General features: G+C 49.1%; 28 protein-coding genes. 9 read left to right on the plus strand and 19 right to left on the minus strand.

Annotated elements, in window-relative coordinates; translation table 11 throughout:
- Nucleotides 1-41 precede the first annotated feature (41 nt).
- A complete protein-coding gene (locus tag ABEW34_RS03495) occupies nt 42-308 on the minus strand; it encodes a hypothetical protein (RefSeq protein WP_056039445.1) in 267 nt (88 codons plus the stop codon).
- Nucleotides 308-1501, minus strand: a complete 1194-nt coding sequence (locus ABEW34_RS03500) for an NAD(P)/FAD-dependent oxidoreductase (protein ID WP_430154893.1) — start codon at nt 1499-1501, stop codon at nt 308-310. Before ABEW34_RS03500 ends, ABEW34_RS03495 begins: the two co-directional genes overlap by 1 nt.
- A 279-nt stretch (nt 1502-1780) precedes the next feature.
- Between ABEW34_RS03500 and ABEW34_RS03505 the strand changes: the two genes are divergently transcribed.
- Nucleotides 1781-2797, plus strand: a complete 1017-nt coding sequence (locus tag ABEW34_RS03505; RefSeq protein WP_430154895.1) for an NAD(P)/FAD-dependent oxidoreductase — start codon at nt 1781-1783, stop codon at nt 2795-2797.
- A gap of 116 nt (nt 2798-2913) precedes the next feature.
- Nucleotides 2914-3153, plus strand: a complete 240-nt coding sequence (locus tag ABEW34_RS03510; RefSeq protein ID WP_430154897.1) for a hypothetical protein — start codon at nt 2914-2916, stop codon at nt 3151-3153.
- Nucleotides 3154-3157: 4 nt separating this feature from the next.
- On the opposite strand, the gene sda is transcribed toward ABEW34_RS03510, so the two are convergent.
- From sda to ABEW34_RS03525, 3 genes are all read right to left on the minus strand, one after another.
- Nucleotides 3158-3301 (minus strand): sporulation histidine kinase inhibitor Sda, encoded by a 144-nt coding sequence (gene sda / locus ABEW34_RS03515; RefSeq protein ID WP_056039437.1) that lies wholly within the window; start codon nt 3299-3301, stop codon nt 3158-3160.
- Between the two features lie 315 nt (nt 3302-3616).
- Entirely contained in the window at nt 3617-4291 is a 675-nt protein-coding gene (locus ABEW34_RS03520; protein WP_430154899.1) for a YheC/YheD family protein, read from the minus strand.
- Nucleotides 4292-4417: 126 nt separating this feature from the next.
- Nucleotides 4418-4687 carry a hypothetical protein gene (locus ABEW34_RS03525; RefSeq protein ID WP_430154901.1) on the minus strand — a complete coding sequence of 90 codons (270 nt, stop codon included), beginning with the start codon at nt 4685-4687 and terminating at the stop codon, nt 4418-4420.
- A 55-nt stretch (nt 4688-4742) separates the two neighbouring features.
- Here ABEW34_RS03525 and ABEW34_RS03530 point away from each other — a divergent pair, with 55 nt between their 5' ends.
- Nucleotides 4743-5147 (plus strand): helix-turn-helix transcriptional regulator, encoded by a 405-nt coding sequence (locus tag ABEW34_RS03530; protein WP_430154903.1) that lies wholly within the window; start codon nt 4743-4745, stop codon nt 5145-5147.
- 199 nt (nt 5148-5346) lie between these two features.
- Here ABEW34_RS03530 and ABEW34_RS03535 read toward each other — a convergent pair whose 3' ends face one another.
- The 3 genes from ABEW34_RS03535 to ABEW34_RS03545 form a co-directional block, all read right to left on the minus strand.
- Nucleotides 5347-6372 carry a dienelactone hydrolase family protein gene (locus ABEW34_RS03535; RefSeq protein ID WP_430154905.1) on the minus strand — a complete coding sequence of 342 codons (1026 nt, stop codon included), beginning with the start codon at nt 6370-6372 and terminating at the stop codon, nt 5347-5349.
- Nucleotides 6373-6719: 347 nt separating this feature from the next.
- Complete coding sequence (locus ABEW34_RS03540; protein WP_430154907.1) at nt 6720-8891, minus strand: DNA topoisomerase III; 2172 nt, start codon at nt 8889-8891, stop codon at nt 6720-6722.
- 97 nt (nt 8892-8988) lie between these two features.
- Nucleotides 8989-9309 (minus strand): YnfA family protein, encoded by a 321-nt coding sequence (locus ABEW34_RS03545; protein ID WP_430154941.1) that lies wholly within the window; start codon nt 9307-9309, stop codon nt 8989-8991.
- Between the two features lie 153 nt (nt 9310-9462).
- Between ABEW34_RS03545 and ABEW34_RS03550 the strand changes: the two genes are divergently transcribed.
- Nucleotides 9463-10614: a metallophosphoesterase gene (locus tag ABEW34_RS03550; protein WP_430154909.1), complete on the plus strand. Its 1152-nt coding sequence runs from the start codon at nt 9463-9465 to the stop codon at nt 10612-10614.
- 183 nt (nt 10615-10797) lie between these two features.
- Here the strand turns inward: ABEW34_RS03550 and ABEW34_RS03555 are convergent, their stop codons facing one another.
- The 4 genes from ABEW34_RS03555 to ABEW34_RS03570 form a co-directional block, all read right to left on the minus strand.
- Nucleotides 10798-11334, minus strand: coding sequence for a hypothetical protein (locus ABEW34_RS03555; protein WP_430154911.1), 537 nt, complete (start codon nt 11332-11334; stop codon nt 10798-10800).
- A gap of 25 nt (nt 11335-11359) precedes the next feature.
- Nucleotides 11360-12178: a substrate-binding periplasmic protein gene (locus tag ABEW34_RS03560; protein ID WP_430154913.1), complete on the minus strand. Its 819-nt coding sequence runs from the start codon at nt 12176-12178 to the stop codon at nt 11360-11362.
- A 37-nt stretch (nt 12179-12215) separates the two neighbouring features.
- Nucleotides 12216-13079, minus strand: a complete 864-nt coding sequence (locus tag ABEW34_RS03565; protein WP_235533244.1) for an SDR family oxidoreductase — start codon at nt 13077-13079, stop codon at nt 12216-12218.
- Nucleotides 13080-13323: 244 nt separating this feature from the next.
- Entirely contained in the window at nt 13324-14127 is an 804-nt protein-coding gene (locus tag ABEW34_RS03570) for an alpha/beta hydrolase (RefSeq protein ID WP_430154914.1), read from the minus strand.
- A gap of 226 nt (nt 14128-14353) precedes the next feature.
- Between ABEW34_RS03570 and ABEW34_RS03575 the strand changes: the two genes are divergently transcribed.
- Entirely contained in the window at nt 14354-15550 is a 1197-nt protein-coding gene (locus ABEW34_RS03575) for a copper amine oxidase N-terminal domain-containing protein (RefSeq protein WP_430154916.1), read from the plus strand.
- Between the two features lie 127 nt (nt 15551-15677).
- Here ABEW34_RS03575 and ABEW34_RS03580 read toward each other — a convergent pair whose 3' ends face one another.
- From ABEW34_RS03580 to fabF, 3 genes are all read right to left on the minus strand, one after another.
- Nucleotides 15678-17150, minus strand: coding sequence for a gluconokinase (locus ABEW34_RS03580; protein WP_430154918.1), 1473 nt, complete (start codon nt 17148-17150; stop codon nt 15678-15680).
- A 192-nt stretch (nt 17151-17342) separates the two neighbouring features.
- Nucleotides 17343-17804, minus strand: a complete 462-nt coding sequence (locus tag ABEW34_RS03585) for a hypothetical protein (RefSeq protein WP_430154920.1) — start codon at nt 17802-17804, stop codon at nt 17343-17345.
- A 127-nt stretch (nt 17805-17931) separates the two neighbouring features.
- A complete protein-coding gene (gene fabF / locus ABEW34_RS03590; protein ID WP_430154922.1) occupies nt 17932-19176 on the minus strand; it encodes a beta-ketoacyl-ACP synthase II in 1245 nt (414 codons plus the stop codon).
- Between the two features lie 149 nt (nt 19177-19325).
- Here fabF and ABEW34_RS03595 point away from each other — a divergent pair, with 149 nt between their 5' ends.
- From ABEW34_RS03595 to ABEW34_RS03610, 4 genes are all read left to right on the plus strand, one after another.
- A complete protein-coding gene (locus ABEW34_RS03595) occupies nt 19326-20177 on the plus strand; it encodes a helix-turn-helix transcriptional regulator (protein ID WP_430154924.1) in 852 nt (283 codons plus the stop codon).
- 35 nt (nt 20178-20212) lie between these two features.
- Complete coding sequence (locus ABEW34_RS03600) at nt 20213-20425, plus strand: helix-turn-helix domain-containing protein (RefSeq protein ID WP_430154926.1); 213 nt, start codon at nt 20213-20215, stop codon at nt 20423-20425.
- 120 nt (nt 20426-20545) lie between these two features.
- On the plus strand, nt 20546-21274 hold the full coding sequence (locus ABEW34_RS03605) for an IS3 family transposase (protein ID WP_430154928.1): 729 nt from the start codon (nt 20546-20548) through the stop codon (nt 21272-21274).
- The gene (locus ABEW34_RS03610) at nt 21271-21399 is read left to right on the plus strand and encodes an IS3 family transposase (RefSeq protein ID WP_430154929.1); all 129 of its coding nucleotides are present in this window, start codon (nt 21271-21273) and stop codon (nt 21397-21399) included. Before ABEW34_RS03605 ends, ABEW34_RS03610 begins: the two co-directional genes overlap by 4 nt.
- Nucleotides 21400-21634: 235 nt before the next feature.
- On the opposite strand, the gene ABEW34_RS03615 is transcribed toward ABEW34_RS03610, so the two are convergent.
- The 4 genes from ABEW34_RS03615 to ABEW34_RS03630 form a co-directional block, all read right to left on the minus strand.
- The gene (locus ABEW34_RS03615; RefSeq protein ID WP_430154931.1) at nt 21635-22099 is read right to left on the minus strand and encodes an SMI1/KNR4 family protein; all 465 of its coding nucleotides are present in this window, start codon (nt 22097-22099) and stop codon (nt 21635-21637) included.
- Between the two features lies 1 nt (nt 22100).
- Nucleotides 22101-22586, minus strand: coding sequence for a deaminase domain-containing protein (locus ABEW34_RS03620; RefSeq protein ID WP_430154932.1), 486 nt, complete (start codon nt 22584-22586; stop codon nt 22101-22103).
- Nucleotides 22587-23028: 442 nt separating this feature from the next.
- Nucleotides 23029-23502: an SMI1/KNR4 family protein gene (locus ABEW34_RS03625; RefSeq protein WP_430154934.1), complete on the minus strand. Its 474-nt coding sequence runs from the start codon at nt 23500-23502 to the stop codon at nt 23029-23031.
- Nucleotides 23483-24619 (minus strand): deaminase domain-containing protein (locus ABEW34_RS03630; protein ID WP_430154936.1); only part of this gene is annotated, 1137 nt, incomplete at its 5' end. The genes ABEW34_RS03625 and ABEW34_RS03630, both read right to left, overlap by 20 nt.

Below are 24619 nucleotides of genomic sequence, written 5' to 3' on the forward strand. Positions count from 1 at the left end.
TCGTCACTATGCCGGGGCGGTTGTTTGTTTATTCGCTTCGCCTAATCTTCTTCCTCGTCGTCCTCTTCATCCAGGCCAAGGCGCTTCGCTTCCAAATATTCCTGCGTCGCACGGTCGCGCTCGCGGCCCTTATCCTTCAACCGTTCAATGGCCGGCTGGATGAGCAGGTCGACTTCCTTTTGTACCGGATAAGCCAGATCATACCGATTTTGCGACTCTAGAAAAGAGCCTACTTCCATTAGAGCATTATAGCGATCCAGCTCATCCCGCGTTAGCAACCCCCGAACCTGTACGCTGCAGTGACGCATTAGAAAAACTTCCCTTTGCGCAGAACGAGCGGAATGCCGCCGATAATGAACAGATAGCGCAGGTCGATCATTTTCTTCAGCCATGCCGCTACCCGGCCTTTATATTTTTTGCCAAATGCAAGACCGATTGCTTCGCCTTTGCCAAGAGAGGCTACTGTACCTTTGTTGCTGAATGTGAATGCTTTAAGCGGCTGGTTGCGAATCGAAGCAACCAAATTATGTGCGCACACGACGCCCTGCTGCATCGCAATTTGCGCAGTTGGCGGATATGGACGGCCTTCCGGATTAAACATGAGCGAGTTGTCGCCCAAAATGTAAATATTCTCATGGCCTGGCGCGCGCAGCTGGTCGTCAATTTTCACGCGACCGCGCATCGTTTCAAAGCCTGCATCCTCAATCAAGCGATTGCCACGGATGCCGCCCGTCCAAATAACCGTTGCCGACTTGATCTCTTCCCCTTCGCCAACAACAACGCCTTCTGCCGTGCACTCTTTAATGGCTGTGCCAATTCGGAACGTGACGTTTTTCTTCGTCAGCACATTCATCGCATATTCCACAAGCTCAGGATCAAAGCCTGGCAGCGCCGTCGGAGCCGCTTCAATATTGTAGATTTTCACAAGCGCCGGGTCCACATCGAACTGCTTGCACAGCTCAGGAATGCGGTCGGACAGCTCGCCGACGAACTCAATGCCGGTAAAGCCTGCTCCGCCTACAATAAACGTCAAATAATCGGTGCGATGCGGCTCGCGCTTGAAGCGGGCAAATTGATATTCAATATGCTCGCGGATAAGGCGGACCGAGTTAATGCTGCGAATGTTCATGGCATGCTCGCCAAGACCAGGAATGCCGAACGTTTCCGGCTCGCCGCCCAGTCCCACAACCAAATAATCGTAAGACAGCGTACCGTCTTCCAAAATGACCTTTTTGTCCTGCGGGCGAATTTGTACAACCGTTGATTTTACAAAATCAATTTTAAATTCATCAATCAGCTTCGAAATGCTGACACGGGCATTTTCAGGATTATCGGTTCCTGCCGCCGGCATATGCAAATGTGTGGTAATGTAATGATAGTCATGCTTGTTTACCAATGTAACATCTGCTTCGTTGTAGTTAAGCTCCTTCTGCAAACGCAACGCCGTCAGTACTCCGCCGTATCCCGCACCCAGAATAACAATCTTAGGTATGTTGCTCATCGTATGATCCCTTCCATTCCTATGCGTTTAATTATATTGTGAAAAATTACACAAACCTCTTTCTACATTTATGTTCTACGAGGATTAAATGTGCAACTTAGTCTCCCTTTAATTCACCAATTTCCAGCTGTACCAACCTTAACATACAACAGACATACTACAGAGTTTTAAACAAAAGTTCAATGGCATTTTATACGAAAAAGTTTAGAAGGGCATACAAATTAGTTATTTCCTTCTTTGTCTCCATAAGTTTATAATAATAAGGATAGATACAAATATATGGAGGTGCCTACGTTGTCTCAAACTGAACTACCTGAAAACATTGTCGATATCGCAATTATTGGCGGCGGTCCCGCTGGCCTGTTCGCTGCTTTTTACGGCGGCATGCGCCAAGCATCCGTTAAGCTTATTGAAAGCATGCCCCAACTTGGAGGACAACTGGCTGCTCTTTATCCAGAGAAATATATTTATGATGTTGCAGGCTTCCCGAAAGTAACGGCTCAAGAGCTTGTTGACCGCCTAGTCGAGCAGCTTAACCACTTCAAACCTGAAATTTGCCTGGAGCAAAAGGTTAAACAGGTTGTTAAGAAGGATGAGCGCCTGTTTGAAATTACGACTGATACAGAAACCCACTACGCGAAGGCCGTTATTATTACAGCTGGCGTAGGCGCCTTTGAGCCGCGTCGTCTGGAGCTTCCGGAAGCTGCCGCTTACGAGAAGAAAAATCTGCATTATTTTGTCGGCGACCTGCAGCGCTTTAAAGACCAGAACGTCCTGATCAGCGGTGGCGGCGACTCCGCGGTTGACTGGTCGCTTATGCTGGAGCCGATTGCGAAGAGTGTAACGCTCATTCACCGCAGAGACAAGTTCCGCGCGCACGAGCACAGTGTAGAAAACCTGATGAATTCCAAGGTCAATGTGCTGACTCCGATGGAAATTACCGCGCTGCATGGCGAGGACCAAATCGAGAAAGTAACGCTTGCCCATGTGAAAACGAAAGAAACGACCGAGCTTGATGTCGATGCCGTTATTGTCAATTTCGGCTTCGTATCCTCCCTTGGCCCAATTGCCGAATGGGGCATTGAAATTCAGGGCGGCTCCATCGTCGTGGATACGCGCATGGAAACGAATATTCCTGGACTGTTCGCAGCAGGCGATATTACGACTTATCCAGGCAAGCTCAAGCTGATTGCTGTCGGGTTTGGCGAAGCGCCAACCGCGATTAACAATGCTAAAGTATATGTAGATCCGGAAGCGAAGCTTTCCCCGGGCCACAGCAGCAATATGAAGCTGTAAGCAGGAGACGCTCGCAGCCTTCCATTCATACAATGAAGTAAATTCACACAAATAAGGGTATTCTACCTTGGAGCAATGCATGGCGTTAAGCGGTGCAAGCCAAGGAGGATACCCTTATGTTTTGTCCAGTCTGCAATGGCATCAAGAGAGTGGAAGTAAGTTGTGACAAGTGCAATGAAGCGATGAACGATTGCGGGCGTACGCTGGAATGGAGTGATCCTTATGCTCCATACGAGCCTGTATCCATCTCCGGTTCCACCCGCAATCAAATAGGCGATGCAGGTTGTTTACATACGGCACTGTGCCCAAGCTGCGCGCATACGATAGAAGTGTGCATAAGGGAATGGCAGGAATAACGTCTCAGGCTGTAATGCGCACATCCTCGTCTGTCAGTTGCCTTCGCTTCATTTCATAAAGCAGCATTTGAATAAATTCCTGATCTAGCTTAGACTGGACCGCCGCATAGTAGGTGTCCTTAAGAAAATCGTCGGACATAAGCTCCATAATCGGCACTTCCTTTCTTGGCTTTTGCTAATGCTTCACCATATTATCACGGGTATAAACGATAGAACAACCGTTCTGGTTATACACAGCTGCTTGTGGACAGGGTGTGTATGGCGTGTGTATAAACGTCGAATCTTGAGGATTCGCGCTGTGTACATTGTGGATACGGTTATACACAGTCTCAAATTTTACCATTTCCATAAAAAACTTTAATTACAATCTCTTAATCTATCAATCTTATCGTTTAATGCCGTTAGTTAATTTTTTCTCTTATGGAAATTCGGTGAGGAAGCAAAAAAATAAACCCTTTCGGGTTTATTGCGGACGCGTATTCACTTCGAAAATCCATATCTTCCCGCTCTTGTCGATGCCATAATCGAAGCCCAGCTGTCCAATGCCCGGAAATCGGCTTTCCAGGAGCTGTGTCGCCTGCACCGTCAATTCTCTCATCTTCGATTTTTTCGATCGAACGACTGCACCGGAAATCGAGCGCCTGATGCCTTCCGCCGCGCTGACCATCGTTCCGCCTCGACAAAGGTTCGTTACAAATAATCCCTCTCTAGCAATTCTGCCTACCATAGAGCGATATACCCAACCCGTATCGGTCTTTACATATTTTACGCGGTAATCGATCGGCCTGCTGCCGACGGACGCAAGAAGGATGCCTTTTTGTATAATATAAGCCCTTCTCTTGCGTTGTTTATCAAGCGCGCTCTTCAGAGCGTTAAAGCTGCTGAATTGCTTTTTCTTTGCGTAGTAGGTGTAAGAATAGCTTGCGCTTCCATCCTGCGTCACCTTAATAACCCCGTGCCCGCCTGCTCCGCAAACCGGCTTGATGACTACCATTCGATGCGTTTGCAGCATGCTTCTCAAGTTTTCCCCAGTATACCGTCTGGTAGGGGGAATATGCGGAGCAATACCCGCGTGTGACAATAATACGGCCGTCTTCGCCCACTTGCTCGCCAACTGCCTGCCCTGATGCTCGCTCAAAAGCTACCAGCTCCTTTCCTGCTTCCTCCTCTATAGCATATGTCGGCAAGACGTCTGTCTCTTGGATGATTGACGCAGGTAAGAAGCCCCTCTTGTAAAGGCTGCGAATGCCAGCTAGACCTTTATTTAGTTCGGCTTAATTGAAAAATAAACCGTATACGACTCGTCCTTAACCTCGTACAGCGGGATAAACCGAAAACTGCGGTCGATGCTTGCCGTTCGGTAATAGCCGCTATTCCACCAGCTAAGATTGCGCTCGCGGTCAGTTTTCAGCAGCGTTGCCGGATGAGCTGGATCACCAGTAAGATTGCGCTCCTCCGCTGTCAAGCCTGCAAGGACGACAGGGCCATCGAGAAAAGAAACTTTGCCAAAGCAGGGCACTGCCTTTCCGGGCATGGAAAACCGTTTGAACGCGCTGATGAAGGCGCCCCAGAAGGGGTGTTCCCATCAGATGACTAGAATTAGACTCAGCGTATACGAGCTGTTTCTGGATCTTCACCAAGCGTCTGTCCTGGAAAGAAAAAGCACAGGGGCTGATGAAATTTCCGAGCGGATTATCGCTTTTCTGGGATCGCATAGCTGCGAGCCTTTTTCAGCCAGTCTTTTGGCGGCTGCCTTGAACTTGAATTACAGCTATCTTTCCGCTACATTCAAGCGCGTAACCGGACAATCCATCATTGAGGCGCATACCAGACTAAGGCTCCAGCACGCCTTAGCGCTAATGCGCAGCAATTCCTTAAACATTTCCGATATTAGCGATCGGCTCGGGTATCCATTTTATTTCAGCAGAGTGTTCAAAAAAATGTACGGCGAGTCTCCCTCCTCTTACCTAAAGCAATTTTACCGTCCCTATTAATGGCAATGGTATAGTCCATCCCTTGCTGGGCGGCTTTACGCATGTAGGCGTGCAGGCATGCAGCCGCTATTCAAGGGCTGGCGAAAGAACAAAGAGGCTGCCCGGCGGCAGCCTCTTTGTTCTTTCTAAATGGTCTATTTTGATGGGGTGGATGGCGTTATTCGCTTATACTTTGCCTACATTACCCTTTCACCCTTCCCTACATGAAAAGCGTGTCACGCATCCAATTATAGGAAACTCGGCCGCTGATTTCGTGGCCACCCGGGAAAATATCGCATTGCAGCCTCTCAGGCACGCCTTCGCGTTCATAAATCGCCTGCAGCTCTGCTGCCGCTTTTTTAAAGCCCTCAACCGGGAAAATCGGATCGTTTTGCCCAGATTCCAGAAACAGTGGACGCGGCGCAATTAGCCCGATCAGCTCGGGAAGCTCGGCGTGGGCCAGCAGGCCTGGCGTATAATTGTCGATACAGTGATGCACCGCAAATATGCTTTCCTTAAACGTATTCGTAAAGCCCGTCAAAACAACTGCCTTTATTCGTTCATCCAGCACTGCGGCTACATATGAGATAAGTGCTCCGCCGGAAAATCCCATCGCCCCTATGCGGGCTGGATCTACCTCTGGCCTGCCCGCCAAATGGTTAAGCGCTTCCAACACTTCGGCCGTCCGAAGGCCCGTTAGCGTTTTGCCCAGCATCATGAGCTGGGTGGACAATCTGTAGCAGGAGCTTGGGGCGTCGGGATTTTCCTGCAAATCCGCATCCAGCCTCCGTTCACCGAAGCCGACGACATCGGGCGCAATAACAACCATACCTCGCTTTACCAGCTGAACGGCAAAATGCTGATGAATGTTAGGCTCCCCATGGTCTTCCGTCCCGTCCGGAAGCAAACCGACGATTTCCCTGCTGCCATAACCATGTCCATGCACCGCCAATACACCGGGCAGCTGCCCGCTCTTTGCGCCGTCTGGAATAAGCACATACGCTGCGAAGGACAGCCCCGGTGTAGCGGATAGCTCCACCCGTTCCCTCGTATAACCATCGCATTGGACCCGTTCAAGCACGACAGGCTCATGCCCTGGGTTTGATTCAAAAGAACCTACCGCTGATGCAAGCTCGCTCTTTAATTGCAGCCTTCTGCCTTCCCTGCTCACTGCTTCCGCCGCTTCACGATGCGCTTCAAGCGCTTCCTCATAAAGCTGATTTAATAGCTGATCTGCTTTCCACATGAACGTTCCTCCTGCCACTGCCAAAATAGTTGCTTCACAACAGCGTTTCTCCTCAAGGTGAAACGGCTCTCGCCATCCTTTGGCGGCGCGTTTCATTCCGAGAAATATAGAGAAGGTATCGCGGATTGCTATACTTTCCTATATTTCAAAGAAAACGCTTACGAAAACGATTATACGCTCTATGCCCCTATAACGCTAAATCCAATGTTAACACTAGTCAAGCCTATTTATAAGAAAAAAGCTTCCAGCCTGCTTTTTTTATCGCAGGCCGAAGCTTTTTAGGTTATCCCCATACTGATTTGCTGGCTAGCTTGTTTACTAGCTTGCTCGCTAACTTGCTTGATTCCTTACTTGTCGTCTTCCTGCTTGCTCATAGCTGCCTTGAGGGCATCCGCCAGGCTGTTCGAAAGCGACACATTATCGCTGAATTGATTGATCAGTTTTTTCTCCTGATGCTTATTAATCCGGCCGCCCTGCTTATCGCCCAGCATTTCAATGACGTTGCACGGTCGGCACTGTGCGTATTTTCCGGCCTTGCCGTCATGAATTTCCATCTTCTTGCGGCATTGCGGGCAGCGCTTGTTCGACAGCGCCGGCTCAGCCGAGCGGCGATAGCCGCATTCCCGGTCTGGACATACGAGCGACTTGCCGCGCTTGCCCTTCACTTCCATCAAGTGCTTGCTGCATTCCGGGCAGCGCGAATGCGTCAGATTATGAGGCTTGTATTCCTTTGTCTCATTTTTCACCTCTGCCACCCATTTGCTCGCCTGCTCGCGAATGCCCGCCATAAATTTCGCTGGATTGCCCTTGCCAAGCGCAATCCGCTCAAGCTCCCGCTCCCACTCAGCGGTCAGCTCTGGCCGGCGCAGCTCCTCGACGACAATTTCGATCAGCTGCCTGCCTTTTCCTGTTGGCGACAGCTGATTGCCCCGACGCTCAATCGTGTCGGTTCCGAGCAGCTTCTCAATAATATCCGCGCGCGTCGCTGGCGTACCCAAGCTATGCTTCTCCATTCGGCCAAGCAGCGATGCTTCCGTATATCTTGCAGGCGGCATCGTCCGCAATTCCTTGAAGCGGGCTTGCTTAATTGGCAGCGTCTGCCCCATGCTCATGGCCGGCAGCAGCTGTTCTGGCTGGCGATCTGCCTCGCTGCGGGCTTTATCGTCATCATCATCTTCATCATCGCTAAAGCTTCCGCTGCCGATTCCGCTCCCGCTGTAAAGCTCTTTCCAGCCGCTTTCCTTCTGCACCCGTCCTTTGGCGTACAGCTTATCGCTGCCAACCGCCAGCGTAACGCTCGTCTCATCGTAGCGGTACGCCGGAGAGAACAAGGCTAGAAAACGGCGGACAATCAGGTCATACAGCTTGCGCTCCTCCGCGCTTAACGCAGACAAATTAACGTATTGCTCCGTTGGAATAATCGCATGGTGATCGCTCACCTTGCTGTCATCAACGAATCGCTTCGTCACAGTTAGCGGGCCGCGCAGCAGCTTGCGGGCAAAAGGCGCATAAGGCCCTACCGCCACGCTTTCCAGCCTGCTTTTGAACGTCGGCACGATGTCGCTCGATAGATAGCGCGAGTCGGTACGCGGATAAGTGACGATTTTATGCTGCTCATACAGCTTCTGCAGCACATTGGACGTCTGCTTCGCCGAGAAGCCAAGCCGCTTGTTCGCGTCGCGCTGCAGCTCCGTCAAGTCATAGGCGCCCGGATGCGGCTCCGACTTTTCGACTGTACGCAGCTTGTCGACCTTCGCGCCCTTTCCCTGCAAACGGGCGACGACTGCGCCTGCTTCATCACGGCCCCATACACGTCCATCATGGCCATCCTGCTCGCGCCATACCGCCTGGAAAGTGCCCATATCGGCAGATACCGTCCAAAACGGCTGGGACTGGAACTGCTCAATTTCCTTCTCCCGATCCATCAGCGCAGCGAGCGTCGGCGTCTGCACGCGTCCTGCCGCCAGCTGTGCATTGTATTTGGTCGTCAAGGCACGAGTGACATTCAGTCCAATTAGCCAGTCTGCCTCGGCGCGGCATACCGCGGATGCATACAAATGGTTATATTCCGCTCCCGGCTTCAGCCTGCTAAAGCCATCCTTGATCGCTTTATCCGTCTGCGACGAAATCCAGAGCCGTTTAAACGGCTTGCGCCAATGCACCAGCTCCATAATCCAGCGGGCAACCAGCTCGCCCTCACGCCCGGCATCCGTTGCGATAATAAGCTCGCCAATATCAGAACGCTTGCACAGCTGCGCTACCGCCTTGAACTGATGCGACGTTTCCTTCATCACCTTCAAGTTCATTTTAGGAGGCAGCAGCGGCAAATCCTCCAAACTCCAGGTGCGGTATTTCGGATCATATTCCTCCGGCTCTGCAAGGGTAACCAGATGGCCAAGTGCCCAGGTTACCACATATTTCGGGCCTTCTATGTAGCTTTTATTTTTGTTCGTACAGCCAAGCACACGGGCAATTTCCTTTGCCACGCTTGGCTTCTCCGCGAGCACTAATGATTTCATCTCTTCCATTCGCCCCATTCGTCCAGCTTGTAAAGCTATATTATCCTTACAAATGCTAATGTTGTCAAAAATAGTTCAAGCATGACGCCTAAGCAAGCTATCCCCGCGGCGCCCACAAAATAATCGATACGCCGATCAGACATACGGCAGCGCCAATCCAATCGTAAAGATCAGGCGTCCGCTTGTCCACCAGCCAGCCCCAGAGCACCGCCATTGCCACAAATACGCCGCCATATGCCGCATACACTCTGCCAAAGGTCGGAAACGACTGCAGCGTAGGCAAAATCCCGTACAGCACCAAGATCCCACTGCCCAATATACCGTACCAATAAGGCTTTCCTTCGCGCAGCCAAAGCCACACCAAATAGCCGCCGCCGATTTCTGCAAGCCCAGCAGCAATAAACAATAAAATTTGCATGATTAAAGGCAACGCTGAAGCACTCCTTTTTTTCCTCTAGTCTATGACTCTATTTTACCTGACAATTGCCGTTATGCTATAGTATTGTCACCATGAAGGATAATAGATGATTGACTTAAGCTCATGCACAATGATGATGACTGGGGAGTGCAAATGTTGAAACCGCGTTTGATCGGTACAATCGCTTTAATATTATTTATTTTTGTGGCTATTAACGCTTATATTGGCTGGAATGGATGGCTTTATTTATCGGCCTTGACTTCTCTGGACAATCCTCTGCCATATGCCATCGCTGTCGCCATTATTTCTATCTCTTATATCATTGGAAGACTTCTTCAGCCTGTAGCACCACTGCGCAAAATAGGGCGTGTGTTCAAGCTCATCGGCTCCTACTGGCTCGCGGTAATGGAATATGCGGTGCTGCTGCTTCCTCCAGCAAATCTGATTTATTGGCTGCTGACGAAGCTTGGTATCTCTGCCTCTGCGGCCCTGCTTGCAGTAGGCAGCGTAGTCGCCGTTATCATGTTGGCCATTTTGCTGCGCGGGAGCTGGAATGCGTGGTCGCCGGTCGTGCGCACTTATTCCATTACGATTGCCAAGCCAGCGGGATCACGCACATCGCTGCGTATCGGCATGGCTTCTGACATCCACCTCGGCACCATCGTCGGCAAACGCCATTTGGCCCGGCTTGCGAAGGCTATGGAGCATATGAAGCCCGATTTGATTTTGCTGCCTGGCGACATAATCGATGATGATATTGCCCCCTATTTGGATGAAAATATGTCCGAGGTCATGAAGCGTCTGCGTGCGCCGCTCGGCGTCTACGCTGTGCTTGGCAATCATGAATATTATGGCGGACACATTGCCCGCTTCATTGCGGAGATGGATGCCGTCGGCATACGCGTCCTGCTGGACGAGAGCGTGAAAATGGATGACGGCTTTTACATCATTGGCCGCAAGGACTTAACCGCGAAGCGATCAGACCCGGAAGGCCGTCAATCCGTGAAGGAGCTCGTCGCAGCGCTTGACGCTTCCCTGCCGCTTATCATGATGGATCATCAGCCCTCCGATCTGGAGCAGGCTTCGCTGCAGGGCATTGATCTTTCCTTGTCCGGCCATACCCATCGCGGTCAAATGATGCCGAACCACTTGTTCACAAGACGGCTGTTCGAGCTGGACTGGGGCTTTTTGCAAAAAGGACAGCTGCATGCCATCGTCTCCTCCGGCTTCGGCACCTGGGGACCGCCGCTTCGCATCGGCAGCCGCGCAGAAATTATTCAGCTCAACGTCGAATTCCGTCCGTAAGCTGCACTCGCTTGCCGCTTTACTTGCCTGATGGATTGCTGCTGACTTTAGCAAAAAAACAAAAAGACTGGCGATGACCTTATCGGGTGCCTTCTTGCACAGCCCGGTGCGTCGCCAGTCTTATTTATACCCATGCAGTTATTGATTACACGTTTATTGATCAATTGTTTATTAATCATTCGTTTATTGGTTGTTCGTCCGAACCTGTTGGAAGGTGCGCCCCACCCAGCCAAAAATAACCTGTGTTTTAATGATTAGCAGTAATCCTAGTCCCAGCCTCACTATGCATTCCATTATGACAGCCCAGTTGGAATAAAGAAACGGCTGCGTTACTGTATAGCTCGTTTCATTAACTTGCAGAAGCTGAATGATCGTTGACGCGAGCGTAGGCAAGGTTAGCACAATAAGGATCACGCCTGTAAGCGACAACGCAAGCTTGTAAAGCTCGCCGCTGGCGAATTGAGTAGCTGCGGCGTCTTCTACTTGGCCTTGCACAATACGCAGTACGAGGCCTTCTGCCTTCGACCATAGAAAAACGCTTGCCGCCACATATACGAGGCCTGGCAATACCAAAGACAAATATGCCCACGCCGATACATGAGCATCGCTGCTGCTCAGCATAATAGGCGCTACTACATCCATCAGCCTTCCAATGCCTGCTACCAAAAAATAAACCGCAAGCACGCGAATAGCAGTAAAAGCAAATTGCCGTTGTTTCATGTGTGTTCCTCCTTCGTTTTTCTCATCATTGCAGCCATTTGCTGTACAGCACATCAGCATCGCCATTTTCCTGCAGCCTATGAATGACCTGATTGACAACCTTAAGCAATTCGGTCTGCCCTTTGACGACAGCTATCCCGAAGCCTTCTTGGGTAAATGCGCCGCCTACCAGCTCCAAGTGCGCCTCGGGGTAATGCTGATTGTAGCTGACCTGCTTTAAATAATCGTTAAATATGATATTTACCTCGCCAGAGCGCAAGGCTTCCATACATTCCGCTACCGAGGCATACGATCGTATTTTAATTTTTGTGCCCTGCGCAATAAGCGCTTCTGCTTCCCGCTCGCTGGTCGCCTGCGTTTTTACACCAATCGTCTTGCCCGTCAAATCATTAAGCGAGCGTACCGAATGATCGCCCATCCGCTTGACGATTGCCATGCCGGAATCCAAATATTTATCCGACATATCGACAGCGCGTTCCCGCTCCTCGGTAATATACATACTGGCTATAACCATGTCGGCTTTACCCAGCTGCAAGGCATTAAGCAGCTCAGCGAACGGCATTTTTTCCCATTCGATGTCTACGCCAATTTCGTCTGCAATCGCTTGCGCCAAATCCACATCGTACCCTATAAGCTCGCCTGTCTCTTCATCCGTATATTCAAACGGGTAATTTTCGGTTGTGGCGATAACCAGCTTGCCTGACTGTTTAATGATTGGCAGCCATTGCAGCATGGCAGGATTGCTTCTCTCAGGCTTCGGCGCATCCTTCGTACAGCCAGCCAGCATGAGGCTAAACAGCACAAGCAGCGCGATAGCCGACTTGACAGCTGCTTTCTCAAACATTCAAACAACCTCCCACGATAACGCCCCCCAGCTCGCTTTATTTCGCTTGCTTTCTGTGTTCAAGCTGCTGCTCGCTCCATTCCCACAGCCGCTTGGCAGCCTGCTCATCCATTGCTTTAGCAGACACTTCCTCCCTTTTTTGCTTATAAAAATAATGCCCGCTTACCGCTCCGCCTTCCTCCGAGCTCGCCAAATACAGCGCCGTCTGCGCTCCTTGCAGGGAAGTTAAGAAAAAAGGCCGCAGCAGCGCATGCATGCTTTTGCCAAATCCCGTCTGGCGGTTAACGCCGAGCGACGTTCCTACTGCTCCTGGGTGCAGGCAATTAACCGTCACCTTCGTATGCGCCAGCCGCCTAGCCAGCTCCTTGGTGAACAAAATATTGGCCAGCTTCGATTGGGCATAACCCTTTACTACACTAAAGCCTCGAGTCAGATTTATGTCTTCAAAATGGATTTTCCCCGCTTTATATGCGCCCGAGGATACATTGACTACTCTGCCCTGCGGTGATCGCTCCAACAGCTCCAATAACGATGTCGTCAGTAAAAAATGGCCCAGATGATTAACGCCGATCATGCTTTCATAACCATCCTTGGTTAGCTCCCGCTTCAGCGATACAACGCCTGCATTGTTTAGCAGCACATCCAGCCGGTCGTACCGCTGCTTGAAAGCTTCGCAAAAGGCAGCAATGCTCGCAAAATCTCCTAGATCGCAGGCCATCAGCTCAATATGCGCGGCACCGCTTGCGGCAAGTGCCTGCTGCCTTGCGGCTTCGCCGCGCTCCAGGCTGCGGCAAGCCATAATAACGTCTGCGCCAGCCTTCGCCAGCTCCGTAGCTGATGCCAATCCCATGCCCGCATTTGCTCCGGTAACAAGTACGATTTTCCCTCTCATTTGCATCATGCTTCTCAGCTCCGCTTCTCGATCTATATCGTCATAAGCCGATTATAAGGGTAAAGCTTATAATTGCTTATATTTATAAAAGGGTCTCCGGCTTTGCCCGGAGACCCTGTGACTGCTGCTGCACCAAACGCCCAAGCCCCTAGCAGCAGGCCAGCAAGCCCTTAGGACCAATCGTCAGATTGTATGAATCATTCGCTGCTGCGCCCTGCTGCTGCACTCATGCTGTTCGCTATTGTAGCTTTCGTTACTGCACCTCTAAATCTTCCGTAAAGCCGCGTTTTTTCAGCCAATTGCCGCAGCATAAGCTCCAAGTATGCGCTTCAGGATGGTCATAGGCAAGGCCAATGCCATGTCCGCCGCTCTCATAAATGTGCATTTCATAAGGCACGCCGCTGCTAGCAAGCGCTGCTGCAAACATTAAGCTGTTCTGAACAGGAACGGCATCATCATCTGCGCAATGCCAGAGAAAGGTTGGCGGCGTCTGCTCCGTTACTTGCAGCTCGTTCGACAGCTCCCGGCGAAGCTCCTCAGGCGCATCCTCACCAAGCAAATTGGCCAGTGAGCCATGGTGACGGAACTCCCCTAGGGAAATAACCGGATAACACAGTACCATCGCATCTGGGCGGCTGCTTGCGCGTTCGATCGGATCAGCACTGCTGCTGTCTCCGGCATCAAAATGCGTGCCGACTGTGGAAGCCAGGTGACCGCCAGCCGAGAAGCCGAGTATGCCAATACGCGTAGGATCAATGCCGAATTCAGCTGCCTGGCTTCTGACGATCCGCATGGCGCGCTTCGCATCACCGAGCGGAATAGGGTGCTTATGCGGAGCTACACGGTAATGCAGGACAAACGCATGCAAGCCCAGATCATTCAGCCACTTGGCAATTGGCTCTCCTTCATGATCGGCGCGACAGACGTACCCGCCGCCTGGAAACACGATGACTGCCGCTAAAGGCTTGTCGGACCGGATGAGATGAGGCACTAAATACGGGCGCTCACCTTCCACATTTTCATAAGCTGAATCTGGCCATAATGCTATTTCCGTCATAAGCGAAACCTCCGAATTAACATTTTGTGCTAATGATAGCCCTTGCTTCAAAGCCATTATACAAGAATTCCACTTGGAGTATGTCAATTCCTTCATCACGTTAGACAACTAAATCGAATTTTATTCAGCCAAAATTGTAACTATTTGTAGTGTGGCTGCGTCTTTAATTTTAGACTAAGCTAAGAAGGCATGGCAATAGCAACGACCTTAAATAGGAGGAATAAGGATGAAACGTTTACGCACTGCTTTTACAGTCATTCCAGCAATCAGCCTCGCAGCCTCGTTAATGGGAGCGCCTCTTGCATCAGCAGCACTTCCAGCAAGCAGCAGCGATTACATAACAGCGGCGGCAGTTGCACCAGCCGCCAAGAAAATAACGCTTAAGGTGAACGGAAACTCCTATGTGACTGAATCGGCCCCTTTTATATCACAAAACTCGGTGTATATGCCGCTTCGTGAGGTTGGCGAGCTGCTTGGAGCCCTTGTGTCTTGGGATGCGGCCGCCAAAACCGTCACAATGAGCTATCCGGGGCATCTGGTTACGTTAAAGATCGGCTCCCCTGAAGCGATAAATAACGGCAAGGCGATTAAGTTAAACACCCCGCTTCAAGTAATTAAAGGCCATGTTTACGTACCGCTGCGCTTTTTCTCCGAATCCATTGGAGCAAGCGTAACCTGGAAGCAGGCCGACAACACAGTAGGAATTAACCAGAAGGTCATCTATAAAACGGGTGGCAGCATCCAATCCGGCTCGGCATGGCTAGATACGGCAACCGGCAATCTATATACGGCGCTTGGCAAATCCGATATTCCCCAGCTTGCGGGAAAGCTTAAGCTGGATGCAGACATTGCCGGCTACTGGGGCCTTTCAACTAAAGCAATCGGGACCAGCGGCCTGATAGTATCCATTCTCTTCAACTATGGCGAGCCTAGCGTTCAGTTCCAATCCCACGCTGCTTATATTAAAGATCATAAGCTAGTCAAGCAAGCTGCGGCGAAATACTTCAAGCGCTATGAGCCCAACATCGTCGCCATGAACAACAACCCTTTGCTGACGGACGGCAAAACGTTATCTCTGCTGGACAGCAGCGGAGCCACCTTGGAGGAATATGATCTTCCCAAGCTAGGTGGCAAAGATGAAGTGTATGCTGTTCTAGGCATGGGCCAAGGCTACCTAATTATTCGTCCTAATCAAACAGGGCTACTCACTTTAGTCGATTTGAAGACGGGAAGCGCTACGCTTCTTTATAAACAGTTCTTGTCTGCTGCCGAGCAGGAATATGCGGAAAAGAACGACATTCCTTATTATGGCGATGAGCTTGCTTTCACAGGTGAAACATCCAAAGGCGTGCTCAGCTTCTCTTACCGCAGCGCACTTGATGGCAAAAGCTACACCTACAGCTATTCGCTGAATAAAGCGTAAACGGCAAATGCTTATATTTTAATAATAAAACAAGCCCTGATAGCGATTTATCACCGCTGCCGGGGCTTGTTTTATTTTGGCGGCTGCCCGCCTATTAAATGGTGCGACTTAGTAATTAGGCTTCCCTTTAGAAAAAGTCCGCCATCGTTTTTGCCAGCTTTTCATAATTCGCATAAATTTCTTTGTAGCGCTTGCTCATCTCCGGGTTCGGCACAACAGGCTTGCCCATCGGAATATGCTGCTTAATTTCCTCATAGGAGCTCGCATGGCCAGTCGCAACTAGAGAGGTCCAAGCGGCGCCCCATGCGGCGCTATGATGGTTTTCGGAGATGTATATTTCGGCGTCGAAAATATCCGCCATCATTTGCAGCCAGAGCGGCGAGCGGGACAGCCCGCCGTTCACATACATTTTTTGCGGGGCGCCCGCCAGCTTCTCCAGCGCCTTGCCAATCTGATACAGGTTGAACGTTACGCCCTCCAGCACCGCGCGAATGAAGTGTGCCCGTTCATGGGTCATCGTTAAGCCGTAGAAATTGCCCTTCGCCCGCTGATTCCACAGCGGTGCCCGTTCGCCGTTCAAATACGGCAGAAAAAGCAGGCCGTCCGCGCCGGGAGCAATCTTTTCAGCCTCAGACAGAAAAGCTCCGTAGCCGCCCTCATAATTCAGCGTATCCTTCAGCCATTGCAGCGCAATGCCGCCATTGTTCGTCGGACCGCCGACGATATACGTGTCCTTCGTAAAAGAGTAGCAGAACGTCTCGCGGCTAGCGCTCACCTTCGCCTGATGCGTGAGCTGGCGGATTGCCCCGCTCGTCCCAACAGATACGGCAACCTCGCCGGGAAGAATCGCGCCAATGCCGAGATTAGACAGCTGCCCATCCGCAGATCCAATCGCGAAGGGCAGGTCCCTTGAGACGCCCATTTGCGCAGCAATATCCGCATTCAGCCCTGAGAGAATTTCCGTTGGCGGTACGATTTCGGACAGCTGTGCTGCTGTAATGCCGGTTAACGCCAGCAGTTCTGGCTCCCAGTCCAGCTTAGCTGGATTGAATAAGCCAGTTGCCGAAGCCATCGCATAATCGATTTTGCGTTGTCCGAACCAACAGTAAAGCAAATATTCCTTAATCGACATAAAAAAGCCCGCTTGCTCATAAGGCTCATAGTTATTTTCCTTCATCCACAGCAGCTTCATGAGCGGCGTCATCGGATGAATCGGCGTTCCCGTCGCCTTGTACACCTGCTCCCCATTCGCTGCCAGCATCGCTTCGGCTTGGCCTGCGCTTCTTCCATCCGCCCAAATAATCGCCGGAGAAGTCGGATTGCCAGCTGCGTCAAGCGTTAGAATCGCATGCATTGCCGCCGAAAAACCGAGCGCCAGCAGCTCGCCTTCCTCTACCCTCGCCTTCTCAATCGCTTCTCTAATAGCGAGCACGGCCGAGCGCTCGATTTCTACCGGGCTTTGCTCCACCCAGCCCTGCTGCGGGTAGTAGAACGTATTCATTTTCTCCACATCTGCGACCAAATGGCCGTTTCGATCAAAAATACAAGCTTTCACGCTGGTTGTCCCCAGATCAAGCCCGATTACCAGCTCTCTTCCCATCTCTCATCGTCCTTTTCGTCTCCAGCTCCGAAGGGCCGTTTATTCCGCGTTGCTATTGTCTTATTATAACTGATTTGCAGGATATGGACGTTATAAATAAGCAGTCGCCCCATTTCCGCAAAAAAAAGCAACCGCATAAGGCGGCTGCTTGATCCTTGCCTATTATTATTCATCGGGTATTAGCTTCAGCCTTTAAATGCCAATAAACATATTTCTGCTGAATGGTCCCCAGTTTGCTCCCGTATAGCCGCTTTGTCCTTCCAAACTAACGAAACAAGGAAGCACGATATAAACGACGCCCGTCACTGCATTAACTCTGAAATTCATCATGAATTTCGTTTTTGCTTGGTCTATGGGCATGATCGTTCCTTTATCTGAACGTATCGTATTGGCCATCGTAAGCGCATCGCCCATGCCTACACTGGAAATATCCGTTCGGTCTTCCATATTGCTTCTTATCCAATAGTTCGTTATCTTCGTCGCCGATGCCAGATCAGTTGGCTGATCATACGTTAATAGCAGCTGGTTTGCGGAAATCTGTCTAGCCTCTGTAAGGATAGGATGCGTAGCTGTTAGACGGTTATCCACCTTATTCGTCTTCTCCCAATACGGTGTTTCGCTAAAAGTAAGATGCGGCAGTAGAAAGTTTGTCATTGTTCCCTCCATGATTTACAAACCTAGTCGAATATCCTGATGTATTGTATGGAGGGCTCTGAAAAAGGTTCCTGCTATAGCTGCAAAATGTGTGTGGAGCGCTTTGTTCTACTTTCGCAAATTCGAATTACCCCTCAAATTTGCGCATCGCAATGACCGCATTGTGGCCGCCAAAGCCGAAGGAGTTCGTGAGGCCGACCTTAATATTTGCGCGGCGCGCTTCGTTCGCTACGATGTCCAAATCTCCGCAGTCCGGGTCCGGCTGCTCGTAGTTGATCGTCGGCGTAATGACGCCTTCCTGCAAGCCTTTGGCGAGGGCAATCGCCTGTGCCCCTCCTGATGCTCCAAGCATATGCCCCAGCATCGATTTCGTCGCCGTGACAGCTGGCGGCTGCTTGCCATCTGCTGCAAACAAGCGGCGAATCGCCGAAGCCTCCGAGCGATCGCCAACCTCAGTACTAGTGGCATGCGCGCTAATCACATCCACATCCGCAGGCGCTAGTCCCGCTTCCTGCAGCGCAAGCTTCATTGCCCGGTAGGCCCCATCTCCATCAGGCGGGGTCGCTACAATATGATAAGCATCCGAGGTCGCTCCATAGCCTACTACCTCTGCATAAATGCGCGCTCCTCTGCTTTGCGCATGCTCAAGCGATTCCAGCACCATAATGCCCGCTCCCTCTGACATGACGAAGCCATCCCGACCGTTGTCAAAAGGACGGCTGGCCCGCTCCGGCTCCTCGTTGCGAGTCGAAATCGCGGTCGCATTGCCGAAGCCTGCAACCGCAATATCCGTTACGGCTGCCTCTGAGCCTCCGGCAAACACAACGTCCGCCCAGCCGCCGCGAATGAGGCGGAATGCTTCGCCAATGGCAGTATTGCCCACGGAGCAGGCAGTAACTGGCGCAAGCGTAGGGCCGAGCGAGCCAAGCCTGATGCTGATTTGCGCAGCTACCATATTGGCAATCATCATTGGCACGAGCAGCGGACTGACCCGGCCTGGCCCACGCTGGCGCAGCTGCCCTTCGTTATCCTGCAGCGTTTGCAGGCCGCCAATGCCAGAGCCGACATATACCGCAAGCCGCTCACGGTCCAGCTGTTCCAGCTGCAAGCCCGAATCGGCAAGCGCCTCTTCCGCTGCCGCGAGGCCGAACTGGGTGAAGCGGTCCATTTTGCGGGCTTCTTTTTTCCCAAACCGCTCCTCCGGATTAAACTCCCGCACTAGACCTGCGAAATGCGTCTTATGGTTCGATCCATCAAATGTATCGATAGGGCCAATGCCCGATTTTCCCGCAAGCATTCCTTGCCAAAACGTCTCTACTCCTATTCCTAGTGGCGATACGACACCAAGCCCCGTCACAACGACTCTACTCATCATTTGTTCCTCGCTTTCCAATAATAAACTGCTTATCTCGATTGATTGTATTATGGCAAATAAATTATCCTATTACAAGTTGTCATTTATCCTAGTATTGACTATACTACAATAACAAATAACAGCGTAATGGGAAGGGTTTGAGAGTTTTGTCCGATCGTATTCGGCTAGAAGCGCTTGCGTCATTTCTGAAGGCGAAGCGCGCTGGAATTAAGCCGCAGGCAGTGGGCTTGCCTGCTGGCATTCGCCGTCGCACGCCGGGACTGCGCAGGGAGGAAGTGGCGCAGCTCGCAAGCGTCAGCGCAACCTGGTATACGTGGCTGGAGCAGGGGCGGGACATTCATGTGTCGACCCAAGTGCTGGAGTCGATTGCAGGCGCGCTGCTGCTGAGCGCGGATGAACGCGACTATATTTTCGGGCTGGCGTTTGGCCATCATGCGGGGACAGGCGGAGGCGGCTTGAAGCTGGAAGAGGAGGAGCTTAAGCTTAGCCCTTCGTTGCAGCGAATCTTAACGGAGCTTCGTTATTGTCCAACGATTATTTCCGATCGGCATTGCCATATTGTCGGCTGGAACGAGGCAGCTGCGCATGTATTCGTCGATTTCAAATCGATTCCCTATGCCGAGCGGAATCTGATTCGCCTCCTGTTTACCCGCAAGGAGCTGCGCAGTCTGGCCGTCAATTGGGAAACGTTCGTGGAAGGCTACCTTGCGATCTTCCGCACCTATTACGGCCAATATATGGGCGATGAATGGTATGATCATTTTATCAAGGAAATGTCGCGGCTCCATCCTGAATTTGAAGCCTTATGGCAGCGCAGCCAGGTCAGCCGCTCACCGGAGGTCACAATCGAATTCCGCCACTCCAAAACGAGCAAAATGCTGTTCGCGCTGACGTCCTTCCAAGTGCTCGGCAGCGTAGACCTGCGCTGCACCGTCTATACTCCGGTGGAGGAATCAGGGACGGAGGAGAAGCTGCGGCGATTATTGGGTACTACATAATAGCCCCTTATTTTCGATGGATAGGAAAGGTTCACATGAATAAAGGACGTAAAACCACTTTTGAAGAGCGTATTGAAATGGTGCAGTATACCCTTGCAAATCAGAAATCCATGAAGAAATACGACGTTTCGTACCAACAAGTGTACGCATGGGTTCGTAAATATCAATCAGGCAGCGAGGAGGCTCTTCGGGACCGTCGTGGACGCAGTAGATCTGAGGAAGAGCTGGGTGAGGCTGAACCGTCTTAAACTCCGAATCAAAGAGCTGGAAGCGCGTAACGAATATTTGGAAATGGAGAACGCCTTCGAAAAAAAGTTGGCAGAGTTCCGACGAAGACCTACACGCTAACCTTCGTTCGACATATAGACTTGTATCAAACGATTCAAGAACTCCACATGGAGAAGGGCTATGCCATCATAGCACTATGTAAGCTTGCTAAAGTCGCCAGATCTGCCTATTATAAATGGCTAAAGTGGAAGCCGTCCAAACTAGAACTTGAACAGCTTTCACTAGCAAAAGAAGTGAAGCTTCGCTATGACAGGCGAAAAGGGATACTCGGTTATCGCCAAATGCGCATCCAATTGAACCGTAAACTTGAAAAGAGTTACAACAAAAAGCGATACTACCGGATCATGAGAGCTCTCGGATTGAAAGCCGTGATTCGCAGGAAGCGTCCAAACTACGTGAGAGCCACGGAAACACATATTGCCGCAAACGCCATGAACCGTGACTTTAAAGCCGCTGCTCCGAACATGAAGTGGTGCAAAGATGTCACCGAACTGAAGTATGGAAACGGTAGAAAATCCTATTTTAGCGCGATTATTGATGTGTACGACAACGCTATTGTTTCGTGGGTGCTCAGCCACTCGAACAACAACAAACTGGACATGGATACGGTGAAGAAGGCGTATAGGGGGAAACGTGGAATAACGCCACTTCTGCATAGTGACAGAGGTTTCCAATATACCTCGCATGAATACAATCGCTTGAAGGTAAAATACGGTTTCTCAAAGAGCATGTCTTGTGTGAGCCGATGTCTAGATAACCAGCCTATAGAGCATTTTGGGGTACATTCAAGGCAGAAAGCCTTTATTTGAATAAATATGATACCTACGAGGAAGTTCTTGAAGATGTGAGGAAATATGTCCACTACTACAACTACTACCGATATACCGAGCGACTTAGCTGCTTGTCTCCCCATGACTATCGCCGAGTTGCTTAATAAAAATAATCCCCCAGTTCTCTTGAACCGAGGGGGAGACCTAGTCATTTTTTTGTTTTTTTCACTGTCTACTTGACAGGAAGCACTTCACGGCTAACTAGCATTGCGGTATTGTTAGTTGTATTGAACGATCTTGTTGTTGGGATTGTAAAATTATATTATTTATGAGCGGCGTTTAGCATGCTGTTTACACTAAAGTCGACAGACCTCTGACTTATTCCAAGTTTTCTTTTCATTAATCCTTCTTTTTGAACACATCTTTATCTTTTGTATACATTGCTAATAAGAAATCAGTAAATGTATCTGCAATTTTGTAAAAGTCATCCTGATCCGTACTCTCAGAATAGAAATAAATTGGAGGATTATCTCCTTCATCTAATTTAAAGAAACAAAACATACATCCTTGACTCATCCAAAAAACAAAATCATTTTCAGTTAGTTTCTTGGAAAACTCGTTTTCCTCCAGTAATTCCTGCCCACCTTCTTTTAGAATTAATAGTTCATCCATAAAGCAAGAGTGGCCTCGTAAAAAAGTATGTTCTGTACCTCTACCCATTATTTTTAGAAATTCAATATATGCTTCTGGTAATTCGTTATCACCGATCGCCTCTTTCACCTGAGCCAAATCCTCATTTGTGCAAGGATTCATTGGTATTTTATCATTATTCATTAAACCAATGATTCCACTTAAATACCTCATTCTATTTTCCTCCCTTTGGTGACACCTCTACGCGAATTACTGTAATATTAGGGAAATCACTTTGAAATTGACCAACTAAATCTATACAGTTATCACAGTATGGTCTCTCGGATATAATTTCAATTTGGCCTTTGATATTAGGATTATCTTTATACTTATTCCTTAAATATTCTACTATTTTTTGCTCCGTATGGTTAGTATACTCTGGTATTGGGCCTTGGTATTTATATTCATCAGGTTGTGGAGGCTTAAAGTTCCCCTTGTTAAAATGATCCTTATCAGTAAATTTCCCACTAACACTTTCTAGATCTATTATGTCGTCCCCAATTTTCCCCTTTGCTGCTGCAACATTTCTTGTTTTACCTGCCGTATATTTAGATCTTAATTGATCAATTAATTCTCTATCCGCTTGAGTTGCTGTTCTAAATTCTCTATTTATAGCAACTTTACCCGTCCCCTCAGCCTCATTCTTCAAACGATCCGCCAATTCCTTCTTACCCGCTTCAGATTCCTTAAAGAAATCCTTATGATGCTGTGACGGACTGGAAGGTACAGAATCAGGACTATCATGAAGTTTAACATTTGATGATGGCTTCTTTCACCTGATGAGTACAGATTCATTTTCTCAAAGACACCACAGATTAATTAACTTTTAAGTAGATAAAAATAGGTTAATCATGGTGGTATTTAGCCATAATTAACCTATCTAACGTAACGAATTAACACTACTTACACTATAAAAGTAAAATATGTGTACATTCTAATGAAATCGTGAAATCTTTATACGGGTATTACATTGGTTTGATAATGGATTTAATCAGTACCGGCTGAGGTCTATTCCCTCATCCGCCACAATTAATTTATAGGCATAGCTATTCTGAAAAAAATTATTGCATCCCCCCGATGGTGATTAGCGGCGGCATAGTTGACTATTTGGGACTAAAGAGAAATCTATCCCTATCATAGAAACGATATAGAAACTCTGTGAATGAGTCTGCAATTTCATAAAAATCTTCTTGATCATTCATTTCAGAATAAAAATAGATAGAGGGATTATCTCCTTCTGTTAGATTAAAGAAACAAAACATATACCCCTGATGCATCCAAAATACAAATTCATCATTCGATAGTTTTTTTTCAAAGTTATTTTCTTCCAGTAATTCAATTGCTGCTTCTTTCAAGTCAAAGATATCGTGTAGCAAACAAGATTCTCCCCTTAAAAATTGTACACCTTTACCCATTTTCTTCATAAATTCAATGTACGTTTTTGGTAATTCCCCACCTGCAAATAATAATAATTCCTGTAACTCTTCTTCATTACACGGTTCGAGTTCATTATCATCATTTTTGAGTCTTCTTATGAAATCTTCTAAACTAAATTCATTATTTTGTTCGTACTTCAACTCTTATCACCTCTATATTCTTAAAATCTTTTTGAAATTGATCAACAATGTCTATACAGTTGTCACAAAATGGGTTTTCTGAAACAATTTCAATCCTACCTTTAATATCAGGAGTATCTTTATATTTCGCTCTTAGATATTCTACAATTTTTTGCTCGGTATCGGTTTCGTAGCCTAATGGCCCTTGATAGTAGTTTTCTTTTGGAGGAATAAAGTTTCCCTTATTTTGCGGATTATCAAGATGTACTCTACCACTCACACATTCTAAATCAATAGCATCATCACCAATTTGTCCCTTTGAAAACGCGACATTCCTTTTCTTACCTGCTGTGTATTTCTTTCTTAAAGTATCAATTAATTCATTATCTTCTGGAGTTGCTGTTCTAGACACTCTATTTACAGAAGGTTTACCCGTCCCCTCAGCCTCATTCTTCAAACGATCCGCCAATTCCTTCTTACTCGCTTCGGATTCCTTAAAGTAATCCTTATGATGTTGAGACGGACTGGAAGGCTTAGGATCAGGACTATCATGAAGTTTAACATTTCCTCCAGGACCTACCAGAACAAGACTGTCACCCATTTTCTTATTCGTCAAAGCATTCTGAAGCTTCTTCCAGCCTGTAGTTGCTGCATCCTTGATATCCAATGCATCACGTATCAGTTTCGCTTTAACCGCATCTGCCGCATTCCCAATCCAGCCCGTCATTTTATTCAGCGAATCGCCAAATGCGTTGCCCAAGGATTTAACAATTTTCGCATTTGCAATTTTGCTACCAATCGCCTTCGTGAGCCGTGAATCCATGATACCACCGGTTAAACCGCCGATTCCCATATCTAGTGCCAGTGTGCCAAAACTAAACCCTTTGCCTTCCATCGTCTGGCGAATGACACTCTCAAACCCATTCTGCACCGCACCAAATGCCATTCGTCCACCTAGATTCGCCATTGGACCGAACGGGCCAAACACCGCCCCAGATATCGCCCCAATGACCGTCTCTCGGAAGGCCGTTGACACATACGTGCCCATATCGCTGACCTCGCCGCAGGCAATATCTGACACCGCTTGGCTCACGACCGCAGCGGTTCCTGCAATGGCTGCTCCAGCTAGCACGGCACC

This window comes from Paenibacillus algorifonticola (assembly GCF_050481745.1).
Taxonomy (GTDB): domain Bacteria; phylum Bacillota; class Bacilli; order Paenibacillales; family Paenibacillaceae; genus Pristimantibacillus; species Pristimantibacillus algorifonticola_A.

Coding starts and splice junctions, on each gene's coding strand:
- ABEW34_RS03525 (WP_430154901.1), bottom strand. CDS start 4,687: ATGCCCGGAAAGGCAGTGCCCTGCTTTGGCAAAGTTTCTTTTCTCGAT.
- ABEW34_RS03535 (WP_430154905.1), bottom strand. CDS start 6,372: ATGTGGAAAGCAGATCAGCTATTAAATCAGCTTTATGAGGAAGCGCTT.
- ABEW34_RS03545 (WP_430154941.1), bottom strand. CDS start 9,309: ATGCAAATTTTATTGTTTATTGCTGCTGGGCTTGCAGAAATCGGCGGC.
- ABEW34_RS03600 (WP_430154926.1), top strand. CDS start 20,213: ATGAATAAAGGACGTAAAACCACTTTTGAAGAGCGTATTGAAATGGTG.
- ABEW34_RS03495 (WP_056039445.1), bottom strand. CDS start 308: ATGCGTCACTGCAGCGTACAGGTTCGGGGGTTGCTAACGCGGGATGAG.
- ABEW34_RS03555 (WP_430154911.1), bottom strand. CDS start 11,334: ATGAAACAACGGCAATTTGCTTTTACTGCTATTCGCGTGCTTGCGGTT.
- sda (WP_056039437.1), bottom strand. CDS start 3,301: ATGGAGCTTATGTCCGACGATTTTCTTAAGGACACCTACTATGCGGCG.
- ABEW34_RS03585 (WP_430154920.1), bottom strand. CDS start 17,804: ATGACAAACTTTCTACTGCCGCATCTTACTTTTAGCGAAACACCGTAT.
- ABEW34_RS03575 (WP_430154916.1), top strand. CDS start 14,354: ATGAAACGTTTACGCACTGCTTTTACAGTCATTCCAGCAATCAGCCTC.
- ABEW34_RS03560 (WP_430154913.1), bottom strand. CDS start 12,178: ATGTTTGAGAAAGCAGCTGTCAAGTCGGCTATCGCGCTGCTTGTGCTG.
- ABEW34_RS03565 (WP_235533244.1), bottom strand. CDS start 13,079: ATGATGCAAATGAGAGGGAAAATCGTACTTGTTACCGGAGCAAATGCG.
- ABEW34_RS03510 (WP_430154897.1), top strand. CDS start 2,914: ATGTTTTGTCCAGTCTGCAATGGCATCAAGAGAGTGGAAGTAAGTTGT.
- ABEW34_RS03540 (WP_430154907.1), bottom strand. CDS start 8,891: ATGAAATCATTAGTGCTCGCGGAGAAGCCAAGCGTGGCAAAGGAAATT.
- ABEW34_RS03570 (WP_430154914.1), bottom strand. CDS start 14,127: ATGACGGAAATAGCATTATGGCCAGATTCAGCTTATGAAAATGTGGAA.
- ABEW34_RS03500 (WP_430154893.1), bottom strand. CDS start 1,501: ATGAGCAACATACCTAAGATTGTTATTCTGGGTGCGGGATACGGCGGA.
- ABEW34_RS03505 (WP_430154895.1), top strand. CDS start 1,781: ATGGAGGTGCCTACGTTGTCTCAAACTGAACTACCTGAAAACATTGTC.
- ABEW34_RS03615 (WP_430154931.1), bottom strand. CDS start 22,099: ATGAGGTATTTAAGTGGAATCATTGGTTTAATGAATAATGATAAAATA.
- fabF (WP_430154922.1), bottom strand. CDS start 19,176: ATGAGTAGAGTCGTTGTGACGGGGCTTGGTGTCGTATCGCCACTAGGA.
- ABEW34_RS03530 (WP_430154903.1), top strand. CDS start 4,743: ATGACTAGAATTAGACTCAGCGTATACGAGCTGTTTCTGGATCTTCAC.
- ABEW34_RS03580 (WP_430154918.1), bottom strand. CDS start 17,150: ATGGGAAGAGAGCTGGTAATCGGGCTTGATCTGGGGACAACCAGCGTG.
- ABEW34_RS03550 (WP_430154909.1), top strand. CDS start 9,463: ATGTTGAAACCGCGTTTGATCGGTACAATCGCTTTAATATTATTTATT.